This is a genomic window from Sabulicella glaciei (assembly GCF_026183895.1).
GTDB lineage: Bacteria > Pseudomonadota > Alphaproteobacteria > Acetobacterales > Acetobacteraceae > Roseococcus > Roseococcus glaciei.
On the sequence record NZ_JAPFQI010000005.1, the window covers coordinates 71,228 to 87,798 of the forward strand.

A 16,571-nucleotide genomic window follows, 5' to 3' on the forward strand; every position below is an offset into this window, starting at 1 on the left:
CCCAGCAAGGGGAGAAGCCCGATGGACCCGATGAGCCTGTTCCCGGGAGGCTATGTCTGCTCCCGCGTGCTGGGCATGGAAACCGAGGTAGCGATCGGTCTGCACCCGTGGGAGCGGCACCACGAACGCCCCAACCGCCTCAGCGTGGATGCAGAGATGTTCGTGCCCGAGGGGGCAGCGGGCGGCGGCATCGTGGATTATGACGGGGTACGCGACCTCGTGCGTGGCTGGCGTGGCCGCCCGCATGTCGAAGTGCTGGAAACGCTGGCGGAAGAGTTGCTGGCCGAGTGCTTCCGCGACGCGCGCGTGGCGGCGGCGCGGGTGCGCATCACCAAGACGCAGATCTTTCCCGAGGCGCGCGGCGCCGGCATCGAGGTATTCCGCCGCCGGAAGGCGTGAAGGGCCGCGCCCCGGCGGGGGGCGCGGCCCGGAGGCTCAGATCCGGCCGTCGAGGGTCGGGCGGGTGGCCGCCGTCTCGTCGGCGCGGGTCTCGCCATGCGGGCGGGTGATGCCGGTCCGCGCATTGTCGTCCATGTGGCCGTGGCCCTGCGCCATGTCGCCGTCCTGGTTCACCAGGTCGTAGGAGGTCCAGCCAGCGGAGCGGTAGCTTTCGCCCCGCTCGCGCAGGGAGACGGGCTGGTGCCGGGCCATGATGGTCTCGGCATTGGCGGCCTGGGTGGCATCAGCGGCGCGCACCGTCACCAGCGTGCCGCCGCGCTTCACGCCCTCGGCGTAGACATGGGCGTCGGCCTCGTCCACGCCGGCGGAGGTCAGCGCGCCCAGCAGGCCGCCCGCCGCGGCGCCCACACCGGCCGTGGTCGCGGCGGCGATCAGCCAGCCCGCGGCCACCACCGGGCCGAGGCCCGGAATGGCGAGCAGGCCCAGCCCGGCCAGCAGCCCGGCGCCGCCGCCCACCACCGTGCCGATGGTGGCGCCCACGCCGGCGCCGGTGGATTCATCCGTGTCCGTTGTACGGCTCGCATTGCTCACCTCGCCATCGGCGCGGCGGTGCAGGATGCTGATATCGCCGGCGGCGAAGCCCGCCGCCTCCAGGTCGCGCACCGCGGATTCGGCGTGGGAGTAGTCGTCGAAGAGCTTGACGATGGTCTGCATGGTTCGGCTCCTTTGCTCAGCGATGCGTCACGTTGCCCTGGTAGTCCATGGACACCTGGACCTGCCTTCCCTCGCGCATCGCGGTGCCGCGCCAGACGCCGTTGTCGTCCCGACGCAGTTCACGCACCTGGCTGAAGCCGGCACCTTCCATGCGGGAGCGCGTCTGGCCCTCAGTGAAGGAATTGGCGCCGGGCACCTGCGTGGCGCTCGTGCCGGCGGCAGGGGCGACGTTGGCCGTGCCGTCGCGACGGTCCGAGTCGTTCGCCGCCGCGGCGCGTCCGCCCTGGCTCGTGTCCATGTTGGCGCCCACGGGGGCGTTGGTGATGCTGGTGCCCGCGCTGCCAGGGGGTTGGTTGGTGATGCTGGTGTTCGCGCCGCCAGGGGGTTGGTTGGTGATGGCGCTCGACGACGCGCCGGCCGGGGCCGGGCGATTGGACGGGACCATCCCCGGCGTGGTCACCGGCGCGTCGGTAACGGAAGCCGCGCCCGGCTGCACCGCGGTGTTATTGCTGTTGCGGATGCCGCTCGGATGGCCTGCCGCGGTGGAGGGGGCAGCCGGTCCCGGCGTGGCCCCGGTGCCGTAATCCCTCGACACGCCCATCGGCAGGGCGATGTCGGAGCCGGGGACGTTGCGCTCCGTGCTGGCCGGCCCGGTCGGGCCGGACACCGCGGCGGGCGAGCGCCCATCCGTCACCTGCCCGCCAGAGCGCAGCGGATCGTTCGTGTTGGGCGAGGTGACGTCGGAGCTGCGCGCCATGCCGGTGTTCGCGCCCTGCACCGGATTGGCGGTCGGGTTCATGTTGGGCTGGTTGGTTTGCGGGGCGCCCCGAACGGCAGGCGCCGTGGCGGTGCCGCTGCCCTGCGGCACGGTCTGCGCCAGCGCCGGGCCGGCCAGAAGCACGGCGCAGAACGCCGCGATGGCGGGCTTTGTGGTCGGATTGCTCATGCGGCGTTCCTCCTGAACTGGGTCCGGCCGCACGGGGCGGCCATGATCCGGGAGCAACGGCTGGGTTCAGGCGGGGTTGCTGGCGCGGCGTTCCCACACGGCCCAGGCCGCGAGGCCCGGCAGGAAGAGCAGCAGGTCGCGCAGGCGCCGCGTCACCGCCAGCGCCGCCGAGGTCGCCGGGTCCAGCCCGACCAGCGCGCCGAGGCCGATGAACCCCGCTTCCTGCAACCCCAGCGCGCCCGGGACCAGGAAGGCGGCGGAGGACAGGGCCTGGATCAGCGCCTCGATCACCAGCGCCTCCGCGAAGCCCAGATCGGCGCCGAGCACCTGGAAGGCGACCCAGATCTCCAGCGCGCCAGCCACCCAGGCGGCGAATTGCCACAGGAAGCACAGGGCGATGGCACGCGGCCGGCGCCAGGCGCGGCGCACGTAGCGGTCCATGCGCGCGGAGTGGGCGGCGAAGGCGTCCAGCCGACCGGCGGCGATGCGGTTCAGCGCCCCCGCCATGCGGCCGAACAGGGCGAGGCGCTGCGCGGCGATGAACAGCCCGCCCAGCGCCGCGCCGCTCGCGAAGCCGAGCAGCAGCCCGCCCCAGCCCACCGCCCCGCCCCCCGCCGCCAGCAGAGCGAGCCCCAGCAGGGCAAAGGCCAGCTGCGACAGGATGGAGAGCGCCACGTCCATCAGCAGCCCGCCCGCCGCTGGGGCGGGCGGCACGCCCTGACGGCGCAGCAGACGGAACGACGCCAGCTCGCCGCCGATGCGGCCCACGGGCAGGAGGCCGTTCACGCTTTCCCGCACCCAGACGTTGAAGGTCATCACCGGCAGCGTGGGGCGGACGCGGCTCGGCATCAGCACCGCCCAGGCCCAGGCGTTCAGCCCCATGGACGGCAGGTGCGCCAGCGCCACCAGGGCGAGGCCCGGCCCCGCGGCGGCGAGCAGCGCGCCCACCGCCGAAAGGTCCTGCGCGGCGATCACCGCCACGGCGAGGGCCAGCCCGCACAACGCCAGGATCAGGCCGAGGCGGTTCACCCCAGCATCGCCGCGTAGCCGCCGCGCGGCAGGCCCGAAACCGCCTCGCGCACCTGCGCGTCGGTCAGCGCCGCGAGTTCGTCGGCGTAGCGGTAGCCGGGCGCGGAGCCGGCGAAGCCGCCGCGCATGGCGGGGTGGAAATAGAGTTCCGTCACGCCGCCCGGCAGCAGGGGCAGCACCGCGCGCAGCCGGTCCGCGGAAAAGGCGCCGGACCAGGCGAAGCCCAGCACGCGGTCGGGCGCGGCAAGGCCCCAGTTGCGCGCGCGCTTGCGCAGCACCGCGACCCAGCCATTGAGCAGCGCCGAGGGCAGCTTGCGGCTGGAAGGATCGGCCTTGCGCGGCATGGCCGGATCCTCGTTGGGCAGGCGGATGGCGCGCACACCGGCCCCGGCGGCGGCCTGCATCAGCGCCGCCGCGATGTGCGGATGGAGGTGGTAGTGCTTGTGGGCGTTGACGTGGTCGCAGCGCAGCCCCGTTTCCGCGAAGCGCGCCAGCTGCGCCGCCACCTCGGCTGCGAGTTCCGCCCGGGCCTCGCGCGACAGGGCGAGCAGGAGGCCGAGCGAGGCCATGTCGTCGCGGAAGCGGCCATTCTTCTGCGTCAGCGAGGGGATGCGTGCGGCGGGCAGCACCGGGTGCCCGTCGGTCAGCGTCAGGTGCAGCCCGATCGCGAGGTCGGGATTGCTGCGCGCGACGCGCACCCCTTCCTCGAACCCCGCCTCGCCGACCATGAGCGAGGCGGCCGAGAGCACGCCCTCGCGATGGGCGCGCTCGGTCCCTTCGTTCACCTCGGCGGCGAGGCCGAGGTCGTCGGCGGTGAAGATCAGGCGGGGCGTCACGTCCGGCGGGACCGGGCCTCTAGCTGGCGGAGTCGCGCTTCTCGGTCCGCAGGCGCGCGGCTTCCGCCATGACGAGCGCCGTCATGGCGATGATGTCGGCGGCGCTGGCCTGCATTCCCTTGTCCGCGAACCAGCGGCGGCAAAGATCAGCCGTGTCGCACACCTCGACCAAGGCAGTCTGGAAGGGCTCGGGCACGCGCCCGAGCACCTGGTCGAAGGTTTCGCCCATCAGGCGGCCGCCTTGCCGGCGTTGCGCTCCTTGAGGAAGCGGAAGAACTCCACGCCTTCGCGCAGGCGGCGCACCAGCATCTGCCGGTCGCGCACCATCTCGCCGCAGATGCTCGCGATCTTGGGCACGCGGAAATAAAAGCGCCGGTAGAAGCTCTCGACGCTGTCGAAGATCTCGGTGTGCGTCAGGTGCGGGTAGTGCAGCGGCGCGATCTGCACGCCGTGCGCGTCCACGTAGTCGGTGTTCGCGATGTCCAGCCAGCCCTCACGCGCTGCCTGGTCGTACAGGAAGGTGCCGGGATAGGGCGCGGCGAGGCTCACCTGCACGGTGTGCGGGTTGGTCTCGATCGCAAAGCGGATCGTTTCCTCGATCGTTTCCTTGGTTTCGCCGGGCAGGCCGAGGATGAAGGTGCCGTGGATGGCGATGCCCAGCTCGTGGCAATCCTTGGTGAACTGGCGCGCCACCTCGACCCGCATGCCCTTCTTGATGTTGTGCAGGATCTGCTGGTTGCCGCTCTCGTAGCCGACGAGCAGCAGGCGCAGCCCGTTGTCGCGCATCACCTTCAGCGACTCGCGCGGCACGTTGGCCTTGGCGTTGCACGACCAGGTCACGCCCAGCTTGCCCAGGCCGCGCGCGATCTCCTCCGCGCGGGGCAGGTTGTCGGTGAAGGTGTCGTCGTCGAAGAAGATCTCCTTCACGCCCGGGAAATTCGCCTGGATGTAGCGGATCTCCTCCAGCACGTGGCCGACGGAGCGGGTGCGGTAGCGGTGCCCGCCCACGGTCTGCGGCCAGAGGCAGAAGGTGCAGCGGCTCTTGCAGCCACGCCCGGTGTAGAAGCTGACATAAGGGTGCTTCAGGTAGCCGATGAAGTACTTCTTGTAGTCGAGGTCGCGCTTGTACACCTCGGACACGAAGGGCAGCTCGTCCATGTTCTCGAGCACCGGGCGATCCTCATTGTGGACCAGCACGCCGTCGCGGTTGCGGAAGGACAGACCCTTGATGGCGCGGAGATCCATGCCCTCCGCCACGTCCTTCACCGTGAAGTCGAACTCGTTGCGGGCGACCCAATCCACCACCGGCGCGTCGCGCAGCGATTCCTCGGCCTGCACCGCCACCTTGGCGCCGATCATGCCGACCTTGAGGGACGGGTTCGCCGCCTTAAGCGCCTCGGCCACCTTCACGTCGGAGGCGAAGGAGGGGGTGGAGGTGTGCATCACCACTTGGTCGTAGTCGCGCGCCATGGCCGTGACGTCGGCCAGGGTCTGGTCGTGCGGCGGCGCGTCCACCAGCTTGGAGCCGGGCACCAGCGCGGCGGGCTGGGCGAGCCAGGTGGGGAACCAGAAGCTCTTGATCTCGCGCCGCGCCTGGTAGCGCGCGCCGGCGCCGCCGTCGAAGCCGTCGAAGGAGGGGGCCTGCAGGAACAGGGTGCGCATCATGGCGGTCAGGAACCTCGGTGGCGTGGGGACCCGGCCTCGGTCATGCGACCCTTGGCCGAGAGGGCGTAGCGCCGGCCTTGCCAGTCCACCCGCCCCGTCGCCCATGCCGTGGCCCAGATGGCGGCCGAAAGCAAGTCACGAATCGGCAAGCTCGCAAGACGACGGATGCAGGGCGGCCGCTCCAGCGCCCGATCCACCCCCACCGCCAGCGCCAGCCGCGCCGCCAGGGCCACCGCCAGCACGGCGGCCGTCGGCGCACCCGGGGCCAGCGCGAGGGCGAGAAGGGCCCAGGGCAGCGGGTGCGTGAAAGCCAGCCCGGCATAGCCCGCCGGGTTCAGCAGGCGCACCGTGCGTGCCCAGCGCAGCTCGTGCCGCCACAGCTCGGCCAGGGAGGCCTCGGTCATGGCGTGGCCGGGCAGGACGGGAGAGACGACGACGCGCAGCCCCAGCTTCCGCACCGCCGCGCCCAGGGCGTGGTCGTCGGCCAGCAGGTCCAGAAAGGCGCGGAACCCGCCAAGCCGCTCCAGCGTCTCCCGCCGCAGCGCCACCGTGGCGCCATAGCAGCCCTGCGCCTTGCCCAGCGCCTCGCCCAGCGCGGCATTGGGCAGGAAGTGCCAGTCGATGCCCAAGGCCGCCAGCCGCGCCCAGGCGGAGTCGCGCCGCGCCTCCCCGCGATAGAGGCAGGTGACGAGGCCCACGGAGGGATCGGCCAGGGGGGCGGAAACGGCGGTCAGCCATTCCGGCGGGCAAAGCATGTCGGAGTCGGCCGCCACCAGCACCGGATGGGCCGCCGCCGCCTCCAGATGCGCAAGCTGCGACACCTTGCGGTTCGCTCCCAGCACCGCCCCGCCCGCCAGCAGGCGCCCCGGCGCCGGGCCGGTGGCGATCGCGGCCTCCGCCACGGGCCGCGCCGGGTCGGCGGGGTCGGCCACGGCCATCAGCACCTCGAAGGGGGCCGCGTGGCGCTGCCCGAAGCTGGCGCGCAGCCCTTCCTCCAGCCCAGGCTCCGCGCCGTGCAACGGCTTGAGCACGGAGGCCGGCAGGGCGGGCGCGGCCGGCAGGGACGACGCGGCCAGGCGGCGCAGGGCGTGGCGGGCGGCCAGGGCCTGGCCGGCACCCGCAAGGGCCAGGATGGCGAAAAGGACGGCGAGGAAGGTCACGCCATCACCATCGCGCGCGGCATGGCGCTTTGGTAGGGTAGGATGTCATGCGCCTCCTGCCCCTCCTCCTGCTGCTTGCCGCCTGTGCCACCGCCCCCGCGCCCGGCGGCGACCCGGCGGACCCGTTCGAGCCGACCAACCGGCAGATTCTTCGGTTCAACGAGGGGCTGGACGAGGCGGTGATCCGCCCGGCGGCGGAGGCCTATCGCGCCGCGCTGCCGGCACCGGTGCGGACCGGGATCCGCAACGTGCTGAACAACCTGAACCAGCCGGTCATCTTCACCAACAACGTGCTCCAGGCCCGCTTCCTTGATGCCGGCCAGACACTGATGCGCTTCTACATCAACACCACGGCCGGCCTCATGGGGATCTTCGACGTGGCGACTCTCGGCGGCGCGACGGAGCGTCCGGCGGATTTCGGCCAGACCCTTCACGTCTATGGCGTGCCGGACGGGCCGTATCTCATGCTGCCCGTGGTCGGGCCGGCGCATCTGCGCGACGCGGTGGGCCAGGGCGTGGATTCGCTGGCCAACCCGGTGGGCATCGCGGGTGGCCTCATCATGGGCAGCACGGTGAACGGGCTGATCGGCGTGGGGCGTGGCGTGATCGGCGGGTTGGACCTGCGCGCCGAGAACATCGAGAACCTGGATGCGCTGCGCGCCGACAGCCTGGATTTCTATGCCCGGCTGCGCTCCGTTGTGCGGCAGCGGCGCGACGCGGAACTCGGCCGCACCTCGGCCGACACGGGCACGGTGCAGACGCTGGACGACCCGGATGCCGCCCTGCCCGGCGCCGGGCCGCTGATGCCGGTGCCTCTGGACGATCCGGGCGAGGCGCCGGCCGCCACGCAGCCCGGGGAAGGGTTCAGCGTGTTCCGCGCGGCGCCTCCCGGCGCCGCTGGGCAGCGCTCACGTCCCCAATAGCTGGGCGGTGCGGGCGTTCAGCTCGTTGGCGAGGCGTGTCGGCCCGCCATCGCGCAGGATCCCCGAGAATTCCGAGCGGCGCGAGGCCAGCTCGCTGATCGTGCCGGTCAGGTAGATGTCCACGATGCGGCCGCGCCGCACCAGGTAGGACAGCACCACCGGCTCCTGCCCGCCCGTGCGGTTCAGGTGGGTGCGGACCAGCACGTCGCCATTGGGCAGGGTCTGGGTTCCGACGGTCGTGAAGCTTTCGCCCGAGAACCCGTCGAAGCGCGCGGCGTAGGTGGCGACCGACCAGCGGGAGAAAGCCTCGGTCAGCGCCTGCTGCTCCGCCGGGCCGAAGCCGGTCCAGGGCGGGCCGACCGAGATGCGCGTCATGGCGGCGAGGTCGAAGCTCTGCTGCATCGCGCTGGAAAGCCGGTCGTAGCGGCCGCGTGCCCCCAGGCGCTGCGCGTCGCGCATCACGGCCAGAAGCGCCGCGTGGAAGCGCTCGACCACGGCGGTGGGGTCGGCGCCCTGCGCCAGGGCGGGCAGCGGCATGAGGGCGGCGGCGGAAAGGAGGGTGCGTCGCGTCGTCATGGGAGCGGAATATAGGGGCGGCCCCGCGGCTGGACGAGGGAAGTCTGCCTTGCCAGAAGCGGTTCATGCCGCCTTCCACCATCCTGCTCACCGGCGCGACCGGCTTCTTGGGCGCGTCGCTGGCGCGGGAATTGCTGTCCGCCGGGCACCGGGTCCGCGCCCTGGTGCGCCCCGAAACGCCGCGCGACACGCTGGCGGGGCTGGAGCTCGACTGGGCGCCGGGCTCGCTGACCGACCGGGATTCGTTGCGCCGGGCCGTGGCGGGGGTGGATGCGGTGATCCACGCCGCCGCCGATTACCGCATCTTCGTGCCCGATCCCGAGCGGATGCGCGCGGTGAACGTGGAGGGCACGGAGGCGCTGATGCGCGCGGCGCTGGAAGCGGGGGTGCGGCGCGTCGTCCATGTCTCCTCCGTCGCCACGCTGAAGCCGCGCGCGGACGGGCAACCGGCGACGGAGGCGGATGCGGCGCGGCCGGAGGAGGCGATCGGCCCCTACAAGCGCAGCAAGACCGAGGCGGAGCGGGTGGTCGAGGCGCTGGTGCGCGAGGCGGGGCTGCCGGCGGTGATCGTGAACCCCTCAACCCCCATCGGCCCCTATGACCGCCGCCCCACCCCCACGGGCCGGGTGATCCTGGAGGCGGCGCGCGGCAAGATGCCGGCCTATGTCGAGACCGGGCTGAACCTCGTCCATGTGCGCGACTGCGCCGCGGGGGTGGTGGCGGCGCTGGACCGCGGCGCGGTGGGGGAACGGCACATCCTGGGCGGGCAGGACGTGACCCTGGCCGAGATGCTGCGCTTCATCGCGGCGGAATGCGGCCACCGCGCACCCTTCCGCCTGCCGCGCGCGCCGCTCTTCCCCCTGGCATGGGTGGCGGAGGCGGCGGCGCGCGTTTCGGGGCGGGAGCCGATGCTGACCCTGGACGGGCTGCGCATGGCGCGGACCCGGATGTTCTTCGACCCCTCCAAGGCGCAGCGCGTGCTGGGGTTCGCGGCGCGGCCCTGGCAGGAAGGGGTGCGCGACGCCATCGCCTGGTTCCGCGAGGCCGGGATGCTGGCCCGATGACCGCGCTGGCGCTGGCGGCGCTGCTGGCCTGGATCGTGCTGCTGTTCGGGCGCGGCTTCTTCTGGCTGGCGCGCGACGACGACCGGGACGCCGCATCGCTGCCCGACCCGGCGGAATGGCCCGCCGTCGCCGCGATCATCCCGGCGCGCAACGAGGCCGAGACCATCGCGGCGACGGTCGCGAGCCTCTGCGCGCAGGATTATCCCGGCAAGCTGCGTATCGTGGTGGTGGATGACCGCTCCACCGACGGCACGGGCGCACTGGCCCGGGCGGCGGGGGACGGGCGCCTGCTCGTGGTCACGGGCGGCGAGCGGCCGCCGGGCTGGTCCGGCAAGCTGAACGCGCTGCGCCAGGGGTTGGACGCCGTCGCGGGCGAGGGGCATTCGCGCATCCTCCTCACCGATGCCGACATCGTGCACGACGCCGACAGCCTGCGCCGCCTCGTGCAGCGCATGGAGCACGGGCGGCTGGACCTCGTTTCCCTCATGGCGCGGCTGCGCTGCGACAGCGCGGCGGAGCGCTGGCTGATCCCGGCCTTCGTCTTCTTCTTCGCCATGCTGTATCCGTTCCGATGGAGCAACAACCCACGCGCCCGCACCGCCGCCGCGGCCGGGGGCTGCGTCCTCCTGCGCCGCGCCAGCTTCGAGGCGCGGGGCGGGCTGGACTCCATCCGGGGCCGCATCATCGACGATTGCGCCCTGGCAGGGATGATGAAGCGGGGCGGCGGGCGGCTCTGGCTCGGCCTGACGGAACGGGTGCGGTCGCTGCGCGCCTATGACGATCTGGGCACGATCCGCGCCATGGTGGCGCGCACCGCCTATGCCCAGCTGGGCTACAATCCTTGGATCCTCCTGGGCATGGTGGCGGCAATGGCGCTGGTGTTCCTCGCGCCGCCGCTGCTGGCCGTCTTTGCGGAAGGGGCGGCGCGGTGGATCGGTCTGCTGGCCTGGGGGATGATGACCCTGGCCTTCGCGCCGACGCTGCGCCGCTTCGGCTTGTCGCCGCTGCGCGGCCTCGCCCTGCCGATGGTGGCCGGGACCTACCTGCTCTTCACCCTGGATTCCGCCCGGGCGGAATGGGCGGGGCGGGGCGGGCTGTGGAAGGGTGAAACCCTTTCCCGCACATGAAGACATGGCAAATCAGCGCGATCGGCGCTTCCGCCCGGCCGCGGGCCTCGCGTATCCATGCAGCGAGGGGAAGCCGACGATCCGAGGGGATGAGGTCAACGCCGTGAAGATGATGTCGGAAACGGCCGGTCGCGCCACCGGGGGGGTGGTGGCCGGCGATGCGCTGGACCGCGCGATCCGTTCCGCCGCGGGCCACTTGCTGGCGCACCAGCAGCCGGACGGGCACTGGGTGTTCGAGCTGGAGGCGGACGCGACCATCCCCGCCGAGTACCTGATGCTCCACCACTTCTTCGGCAACATCCAGCCGGAGCGGGAGGCCGCGATCGGCCGGTACCTGCGGCGCATCCAGGCGGCGCATGGCGGCTGGCCGCTCTTCCATGGCGGTCCGCTTGACGTGTCCTGCTCGGTGAAGGCCTATCTGGCGCTGAAGCTGATCGGCGACAGCGCCGATGCCCCGCACATGGTCCGCGCGCGCGAGGCGATCCTTGCCGCCGGCGGCGCCGAGAAGTCCAACGTCTTCACCCGCGCGACTCTGGCGATCTTCGGCGCGGTGCCCTGGCGGGCGGTGCCGATGATGCCGCCCGAGATCATGCTGCTGCCGCGCTGGTTCCCTTTCCACATCAGCAAGATCTCCTACTGGGCGCGCACCGTGGTGGTGCCGCTGACCGTGGTGATGGCGCACCGCCCCGTGGCGGCGAACCCGACCGGCGCCACCATCGCCGAGCTGTTCCGCACCCCGCCCGAGCAGGTGAAGGAATGGCCCGGCGGCGCCCATCAGGCGGAGCCGTGGTCCTCCCTGTTCAAGGGGCTGGACGCGGCGCTGCACCGCGCCCGCTCCATCTTCCCGCGCACCCACCGCCGCCGCGCCGAGGCGGCCTGCGAGCGCTTCGTCACCGAAAGGCTGAACGGCGAGGACGGGCTGGGCGCGATCTACCCGGCCATGGCCAACGCCGTGATGATGTACCACTGCCTCGGCGTGCCACCCGACGACCCGCGCGTGGTGACGGCGTGGGGCGCGGTGGAGAAGCTTGTGAAGGAGCGCGAGGACGGCGAAACCTACGTCCAGCCCTGCCTTTCGCCCGTCTGGGACACCGCGCTCTCCTCCCACGCGCTGCTGGAGGCGGGCGGGCACGAGCGGGAGGTGCGCCAGGGCCTCGACTGGCTGCTTTCCAAGGAGATCCGCGACGTGGTCGGCGACTGGTCCTGGCAGCGTCCGGAGCTGAAGCCCGGCGGCTGGGCCTTCCAGTACGAGAACGCGCACTATCCCGACGTGGACGACACCGCCGTGGTGGTGCTGGCCATGGACCGCTTCCGCCGCGAGACGAACGGGGGCTCGGCCGCCATGGACGGCGCGGTGGACCGCGCCGTGGACTGGACGGTGGGGATGCAGTCGCGCGGCGGCGGCTGGGGCGCCTTCGACGCCGACAACACCTTCCACTACCTGAACCACATCCCCTTCGCCGACCATGGCGCGCTGCTCGACCCGCCGACGGCGGACGTGTCCGGGCGCTGCCTTGCCATGCTGGCCCAGCTGGGCCGGGGCGACGAGGCGGCGAGCCGCAACGCCATCGAGTACCTGCTGCGCGAGCAGGAGGCCGACGGCTCCTGGTACGGGCGCTGGGGGGTGAATTACGTCTACGGCACCTGGTCGGCGCTGACGGCGCTGAACGCGGCCGGGCTGCCGCACGGCGACCCGGCCATCCGCCGCGCCGTGTCCTGGCTCATCGCCCGGCAGAACCCCGATGGCGGCTGGGGCGAGGACGGGATGTCCTATCCCGCCCGCGGCGGCACCCGTCCGGACGCGCCGCTTCCCGCCCCCTCCTCCGCCAGCCAGTCCGCCTGGGCGATGCTGGGGCTGATGGCGGCGGGCGAACTGGATCACCCGGCGGTCGCGCGCGGCGCCGAATGGCTGCTGTCGCGGCAGGGGCCGGATGGCGGCTGGCCGGAGGAGGACTACACGGGAACCGGCTTCCCGCGCGTCTTCTACCTCCGCTACCATGGCTACCGGCGAATCTTCCCGCTCTGGGCCCTGGCGCGGCTGCGGAACCTGCGCCAGTCCAACACGCGGCGCGTCGGGGTGGGGCTGTAACAACCCCGGGCACCGGGGCGTGTTGAGTCGCGGAACCTCCCTAGGGACCGCGATCCATGCCCCATTTCAAGCCGCTTTCCCGTCAGGTCATCGTCCTGACGGGCGCCTCCTCCGGCATCGGCCTCGCCACTGCGCGCATGGCGGCCGAGCAGGGGGCGAGGCTCATCCTTGTCGCCCGCAACCGCGAGGCGCTGGAAACCCTGGCGGAGGAGCTGCGCGCCAAGGGCACGGAGGCGCAGGCGCTGGCCGGCGACGTGACCGACCCGGCGACGCATGAGCGCGCGGCGGCGCTGGCGCTGCAGCATTTCGGCCAGATCGATTCCTGGGTGAACGACGCCGGCGCCTTCATCTACGGCCGCGTGGACGAGACGCCGATCGAGGATCAGAGGCGCCTCTTCGACGTGGTCTACTGGGGCACGCTGCACGGCTCGCTGGTCGCGCTGCGCCACCTGCAGGATCGTGGCGGCGCGCTGGTCAACATCGGCTCCGTGCTCGGCGAGCGCGCCATCGCGCTGCAGGGCCCCTACTCCGCGGCGAAGTTCGCGGTGAAGGCGATCACCGACACGCTGCGGATGGAGGCGCGCATGGCGGGCTCCAAGGCCTCGGTGACGCTGATCAAGCCGGGGCCGATCGACACGCCCTACATGGAGCACGCGCGCAACCTCACCGGCGCGCCGGGCACGCGCAACCCGCCGCCCGCCTATCATCCGCGCGTGGTGGCGCGGGCCATCCTGCATGCCTGTACCCATCCGGTGCGCGACCTGACGGTGGGCGGCGGCGGCGCGGCGATGGCCTGGATGGGCAAGCTCTTCCCCGCCCTCACCGACATGGCGATGGTGGCGATGGCGCGGCCCGTGCAGGAAAGCGATGATCCGGGCCGCGCGGCGCGGCGCGACAATCTCTACCAGCCGAAGGAGGACCTGGCCGAAACCTCCTCCCTGTCCGGCCCGGCGCCGCGTCGTTCCTCCCTGCTGCTGGAGATGCAGATGAACCCGCTCGCCGTGGCGACGGCCGGGGTGGCGGGCGCCGCGGCGCTGCTGCTGTTCCAGCAGAGCCGGCGCGGCAGCACCGGGCGGGGCTGGCGCCGGACCGCGCCGCGCCGCATGGGCAGCGCGGCCGAATAGCCGCGCCGCGAAGGGGAACCACATGGGCTGGACCATCGCCATCCATGGCGGCGCGGGCACGATCGCCCGCGCGGAGATGAATGCCGGGCAGGAGGCGGCGCATCGCGACGCGCTGCACGCGGCGCTGGAAGCGGGCGCCGCCGTGCTGCGCGAGGGCGGCGCGGCGGAGGAGGCGGTCCTCGCCGCCGTCTCCAGCATGGAGGACTGCCCGCTGTTCAACGCGGGGCATGGCGCCACCCTCACCGCCGCCGGCCATGCCGAGCTGGACGCCGCGTTGATGCTGGATGACGGGCGCGCGGGCGCGGTCACCGGGGCGCGGCGCATCCGCAACCCGGTGCGCGCCGCCCAGGCGGTGATGCGGCACACGAAGCACGTGCTGCTTCAGGGCGAGGCGGCGGACGGACTGGCGGCCGAATGCGGCCTCCCCCTCGCCGAGTCGGGCTACTTCGTCACGCCCCACCGCTTGGCGCAGCTTGAGGCGGCGCGGCGGGACGGGGAGCTGGTGCTGGACCATGACGGGCGGATGGGCACGGTCGGCGCGGTGGCGCGCGACGCGATCGGGGCGCTGGCCGCCGCCACCTCCACCGGGGGCATGACCAACAAGCGGCCGGGGCGGGTGGGCGACAGCCCGGTGATCGGCGCCGGCACCTGGGCGGACGGGCGCGTCGCCGTGTCCTGCACCGGCACGGGCGAGGCCTTCCTGCGCTGCGCCGCGGCGCACGAGGTGGCGGCCCGGATGCGCCTCGCCGGGGAGGACCTAGGAGCGGCCACGCGCTTCGTCGTCGAGCAGGCGGTGCCGGAGGCGGGGGGCTCGGGCGGGTTGATCGCGGTGGACGCAGCGGGCCACTTCGCCCTGCCCTTCAACACCTCGGGCATGTATCGCGGCGTGTGGCGCGACGGCGATGCGCCGGAGGTCGCCATCTTCCGCGATTGACCGGCCGCGAATCTGCTAGAGCGGGATGTCCCGCGGAGGCGCGCCATGATCTGGGAGGTGTCGCTCTTTGCCCTGGTGGGCTTTGCGGCCCAGCTGGTGGATGGCGCGGTCGGCATGGCCTACGGGCTGTCGGCCACCACGGCCCTGCTCAGCCTCGGCGTCACCCCCGTCACGGCCAGCGCCAGCGTCCACGCGGCGGAGATCTTCACCACTGGCGCCTCCGGCTACGCGCATTGGCGCCTGGGCAATGTGCGGCGCGACCTGGTCGTGCGCCTCGCCGTGCCAGGCGTGGTGGGGGGCATGATCGGCGCCTATGTGCTGACCGGGATGCCGACCGGCACGATGCAGGTAGTGGTTTCGGTCTACCTGCTCGGGCTCGGCGCGCTGATCCTGCACAAGGCGGCCTGGCCCCGCCCGCCCGTGGCGATGCCGGACTGGCAGGTCCGGGTGCTGGGCTTCTTCGGCGGGATCGTGGATGCGATGGGCGGCGGCGGCTGGGGGCCGATCGTCACCTCGACGCTGCTGGGCAAGGGCGACGCGCCCCGCGAGGCCATCGGCTCCGCCAACCTCGCCGAGTTCTTCGTCACCACGGCGGTCACCGCCACCTTCGTCTTCACCGTGGGGCTGTCGCTCTGGCCGGTCATCGCCGGGCTGGTGCTGGGCGGCGTGCTTGCCGCGCCCTTCGCGGCGCTGGTGGTGCGGCACCTGTCGCCGCGCAGGCTGCTGCTGCTGGTGGGGGTGGTGGTGTCGCTGCTGGCCCTGCGGAACCTGCTGGCGGCGCTGGGCACCCTTGGCGCGACGGGCTGATAGCCGGCGTGCTTCGGCGGTGGAGATGGCACGCCATCGGAGGCGGCGGTTCCACCCTCCCCCGCAGGCGAGGGAAAGGCCGCCTGGTCGGGCGTCCTCCCCGCTTCGGATGGCCGCTCGCGGCGGCCTTACGCGCTGACGCGCCGGGCCGTCTCGCGCGGCATGTAAACCGCCGGCTGGACGTATGTGGACCGTGTCATCTCCGCGATCACCTGCTTCGCCAGGCGCAGGTAAGTCCCCTCATGCCAGCGCCAGGTACCCAGGAAATGCAGCATCGCGGCACTGGCGAGGGCCTCATCGGGGTTGTCACCGAAGAAGCAGCTGTACCTTGGCCAGGGCAACGCCACGCCCCCCGGCGAATTGGCGACGAGGTAGTTGGATGCGACCTGCTCGGTGCCCCATTCGGCCCAGCGCGGACCGGTCAGGCCCTGCATGGCGGTCGAGAAAGCCTCGACGGCCTGGCGGTTCGTGTCGTTGCAGGCGAAGCCGGCAAACCCGGCCGAGCCGCGCACGTAGCGACGCCCCATGCCAGCCGGGAGGTGCGGAAGCGACCGTTCCGCGAGGACCTGGATATGCGGGGGACCCGAAGGTGGGAGCCTTGCGGCGGATGCCACATCCTCCAGGCTGGAAATGACCTGGTCCGAACCGGTGTTGAGGGTGAAGGCCCGGTTCTCGCGGATCGCTTCCAGGACTTCCGGGATCGGGCCGGTCGCCAGCATGTCCGAGTCCAGCTGGATGACGTAGCTGTCACGGCTGAGGTCCAGGATGTACAGCAGCCTCTCCCAGCAGCCACCCTTGGGGCACGCTGCCGTGGCGATGGAATCCATCCTGACGAAGCGTGGCGAGCCGAGGTGACGGCGGAACAGGGCGCGATGCCGTTCCGTGAGGGTCCCGTCATCCATGATGACGATCTCACCGCCAAGCAGGTGGCGATAGAAGGATTTGATCGCCAGCAGGTACATGAGATGATCGGCGCCACTCACCATGCTGACGATGCGAAGCCGTGCGGGCTTTATTTGCAGCGGCGGCGTTTTCAGCACATCGCGGCAAATCCAATTGAAACGAGCCATTGCGGCACGTCTTCGCAAGGCGGTAAGCAACTGGGTGTTCTCCTTCCTCGTCTTTATTCCTGCGAGATGGTCATAGCTTATGGACGGGGCTCACGCGGGCTGGGGCCT

17 protein-coding genes are annotated in these 16,571 nt (G+C 72.3%); 8 read left to right on the plus strand and 9 right to left on the minus strand.

Going from position 1 to position 16,571, the window contains the following annotated elements; translation table 11 throughout:
- The first annotated feature begins 21 nt into the window (after positions 1 to 21).
- Positions 22 to 399 carry a dihydroneopterin aldolase gene (locus OF850_RS09250; protein ID WP_301589759.1) on the plus strand — a complete coding sequence of 126 codons (378 nt, stop codon included), beginning with the start codon at positions 22 to 24 and terminating at the stop codon, positions 397 to 399.
- Between the two features lie 36 nt (positions 400 to 435).
- On the opposite strand, the gene OF850_RS09255 is transcribed toward OF850_RS09250, so the two are convergent.
- The 7 genes from OF850_RS09255 to hpnI all read right to left on the minus strand — a co-directional run bounded on the left by OF850_RS09255 (position 436) and on the right by hpnI (position 6,749).
- Complete coding sequence (locus tag OF850_RS09255; protein WP_301589760.1) at positions 436 to 1,113, minus strand: hypothetical protein; 678 nt, start codon at positions 1,111 to 1,113, stop codon at positions 436 to 438.
- A gap of 16 nt (positions 1,114 to 1,129) precedes the next feature.
- The gene (locus OF850_RS09260) at positions 1,130 to 2,059 is read right to left on the minus strand and encodes a hypothetical protein (RefSeq protein WP_301589761.1); all 930 of its coding nucleotides are present in this window, start codon (positions 2,057 to 2,059) and stop codon (positions 1,130 to 1,132) included.
- Between the two features lie 66 nt (positions 2,060 to 2,125).
- A complete protein-coding gene (locus tag OF850_RS09265; RefSeq protein ID WP_301589762.1) occupies positions 2,126 to 3,088 on the minus strand; it encodes a lysylphosphatidylglycerol synthase domain-containing protein in 963 nt (320 codons plus the stop codon).
- Positions 3,085 to 3,924: a hopanoid biosynthesis-associated protein HpnK gene (gene hpnK / locus OF850_RS09270; protein WP_301589763.1), complete on the minus strand. Its 840-nt coding sequence runs from the start codon at positions 3,922 to 3,924 to the stop codon at positions 3,085 to 3,087. Before hpnK ends, OF850_RS09265 begins: the two co-directional genes overlap by 4 nt.
- A 19-nt stretch (positions 3,925 to 3,943) precedes the next feature.
- Positions 3,944 to 4,153: a hypothetical protein gene (locus OF850_RS09275; RefSeq protein WP_301589764.1), complete on the minus strand. Its 210-nt coding sequence runs from the start codon at positions 4,151 to 4,153 to the stop codon at positions 3,944 to 3,946.
- Positions 4,153 to 5,589 (minus strand): hopanoid biosynthesis associated radical SAM protein HpnJ, encoded by a 1,437-nt coding sequence (gene hpnJ / locus OF850_RS09280; RefSeq protein WP_301589765.1) that lies wholly within the window; start codon positions 5,587 to 5,589, stop codon positions 4,153 to 4,155. The genes OF850_RS09275 and hpnJ overlap by 1 nt, the downstream gene beginning before the upstream one ends.
- Positions 5,590 to 5,594: 5 nt before the next feature.
- A complete protein-coding gene (hpnI, locus tag OF850_RS09285; protein ID WP_301589766.1) occupies positions 5,595 to 6,749 on the minus strand; it encodes a bacteriohopanetetrol glucosamine biosynthesis glycosyltransferase HpnI in 1,155 nt (384 codons plus the stop codon).
- 47 nt (positions 6,750 to 6,796) lie between these two features.
- On the opposite strand from hpnI, the gene OF850_RS09290 reads away from it, so the two are divergent.
- The gene (locus OF850_RS09290; RefSeq protein WP_301589767.1) at positions 6,797 to 7,672 is read left to right on the plus strand and encodes an MlaA family lipoprotein; all 876 of its coding nucleotides are present in this window, start codon (positions 6,797 to 6,799) and stop codon (positions 7,670 to 7,672) included.
- On the opposite strand, the gene OF850_RS09295 is transcribed toward OF850_RS09290, so the two are convergent.
- On the minus strand, positions 7,658 to 8,248 hold the full coding sequence (locus OF850_RS09295) for an ABC transporter substrate-binding protein (protein WP_301589768.1): 591 nt from the start codon (positions 8,246 to 8,248) through the stop codon (positions 7,658 to 7,660). The genes OF850_RS09290 and OF850_RS09295 overlap by 15 nt on opposite strands.
- Before the next feature lie 65 nt (positions 8,249 to 8,313).
- Here OF850_RS09295 and hpnA point away from each other — a divergent pair, with 65 nt between their 5' ends.
- The 6 genes from hpnA to OF850_RS09325 all read left to right on the plus strand — a co-directional run bounded on the left by hpnA (position 8,314) and on the right by OF850_RS09325 (position 15,393).
- On the plus strand, positions 8,314 to 9,312 hold the full coding sequence (gene hpnA, locus OF850_RS09300) for a hopanoid-associated sugar epimerase (protein WP_301589769.1): 999 nt from the start codon (positions 8,314 to 8,316) through the stop codon (positions 9,310 to 9,312).
- Complete coding sequence (locus tag OF850_RS09305) at positions 9,309 to 10,439, plus strand: glycosyltransferase (protein WP_301589770.1); 1,131 nt, start codon at positions 9,309 to 9,311, stop codon at positions 10,437 to 10,439. The genes hpnA and OF850_RS09305 overlap by 4 nt, the downstream gene beginning before the upstream one ends.
- Before the next feature lie 112 nt (positions 10,440 to 10,551).
- Positions 10,552 to 12,528 (plus strand): squalene--hopene cyclase, encoded by a 1,977-nt coding sequence (gene shc, locus OF850_RS09310; protein WP_301589887.1) that lies wholly within the window; start codon positions 10,552 to 10,554, stop codon positions 12,526 to 12,528.
- 56 nt (positions 12,529 to 12,584) lie between these two features.
- Complete coding sequence (locus tag OF850_RS09315) at positions 12,585 to 13,652, plus strand: SDR family oxidoreductase (RefSeq protein WP_301589771.1); 1,068 nt, start codon at positions 12,585 to 12,587, stop codon at positions 13,650 to 13,652.
- A 22-nt stretch (positions 13,653 to 13,674) separates the two neighbouring features.
- Positions 13,675 to 14,586, plus strand: a complete 912-nt coding sequence (locus OF850_RS09320) for an isoaspartyl peptidase/L-asparaginase family protein (protein WP_301589773.1) — start codon at positions 13,675 to 13,677, stop codon at positions 14,584 to 14,586.
- A gap of 45 nt (positions 14,587 to 14,631) precedes the next feature.
- Positions 14,632 to 15,393: a sulfite exporter TauE/SafE family protein gene (locus tag OF850_RS09325; protein ID WP_301589774.1), complete on the plus strand. Its 762-nt coding sequence runs from the start codon at positions 14,632 to 14,634 to the stop codon at positions 15,391 to 15,393.
- Positions 15,394 to 15,521: 128 nt separating this feature from the next.
- Here the strand turns inward: OF850_RS09325 and OF850_RS09330 are convergent, their stop codons facing one another.
- Positions 15,522 to 16,433 (minus strand): hypothetical protein, encoded by a 912-nt coding sequence (locus OF850_RS09330; RefSeq protein ID WP_301589775.1) that lies wholly within the window; start codon positions 16,431 to 16,433, stop codon positions 15,522 to 15,524.
- Positions 16,434 to 16,571: the final 138 nt, after the last annotated feature.

What these genes read in the sequence shown, in the direction of transcription:
- OF850_RS09250 (WP_301589759.1), top strand. Translation starts at nt 22, where the DNA reads ATGGACCCGATGAGCCTGTTCCCGGGAGGCTATGTCTGCTCCCGCGTG.
- OF850_RS09315 (WP_301589771.1), top strand. Translation starts at nt 12,585, where the DNA reads ATGCCCCATTTCAAGCCGCTTTCCCGTCAGGTCATCGTCCTGACGGGC.
- OF850_RS09295 (WP_301589768.1), bottom strand. Translation starts at nt 8,248, where the DNA reads ATGACGACGCGACGCACCCTCCTTTCCGCCGCCGCCCTCATGCCGCTG.
- OF850_RS09290 (WP_301589767.1), top strand. Translation starts at nt 6,797, where the DNA reads ATGCGCCTCCTGCCCCTCCTCCTGCTGCTTGCCGCCTGTGCCACCGCC.
- OF850_RS09325 (WP_301589774.1), top strand. Translation starts at nt 14,632, where the DNA reads ATGATCTGGGAGGTGTCGCTCTTTGCCCTGGTGGGCTTTGCGGCCCAG.
- OF850_RS09255 (WP_301589760.1), bottom strand. Translation starts at nt 1,113, where the DNA reads ATGCAGACCATCGTCAAGCTCTTCGACGACTACTCCCACGCCGAATCC.
- shc (WP_301589887.1), top strand. Translation starts at nt 10,552, where the DNA reads ATGTCGGAAACGGCCGGTCGCGCCACCGGGGGGGTGGTGGCCGGCGAT.
- hpnA (WP_301589769.1), top strand. Translation starts at nt 8,314, where the DNA reads ATGCCGCCTTCCACCATCCTGCTCACCGGCGCGACCGGCTTCTTGGGC.
- OF850_RS09305 (WP_301589770.1), top strand. Translation starts at nt 9,309, where the DNA reads ATGACCGCGCTGGCGCTGGCGGCGCTGCTGGCCTGGATCGTGCTGCTG.
- hpnJ (WP_301589765.1), bottom strand. Translation starts at nt 5,589, where the DNA reads ATGATGCGCACCCTGTTCCTGCAGGCCCCCTCCTTCGACGGCTTCGAC.
- OF850_RS09260 (WP_301589761.1), bottom strand. Translation starts at nt 2,059, where the DNA reads ATGAGCAATCCGACCACAAAGCCCGCCATCGCGGCGTTCTGCGCCGTG.
- OF850_RS09275 (WP_301589764.1), bottom strand. Translation starts at nt 4,153, where the DNA reads ATGGGCGAAACCTTCGACCAGGTGCTCGGGCGCGTGCCCGAGCCCTTC.
- OF850_RS09320 (WP_301589773.1), top strand. Translation starts at nt 13,675, where the DNA reads ATGGGCTGGACCATCGCCATCCATGGCGGCGCGGGCACGATCGCCCGC.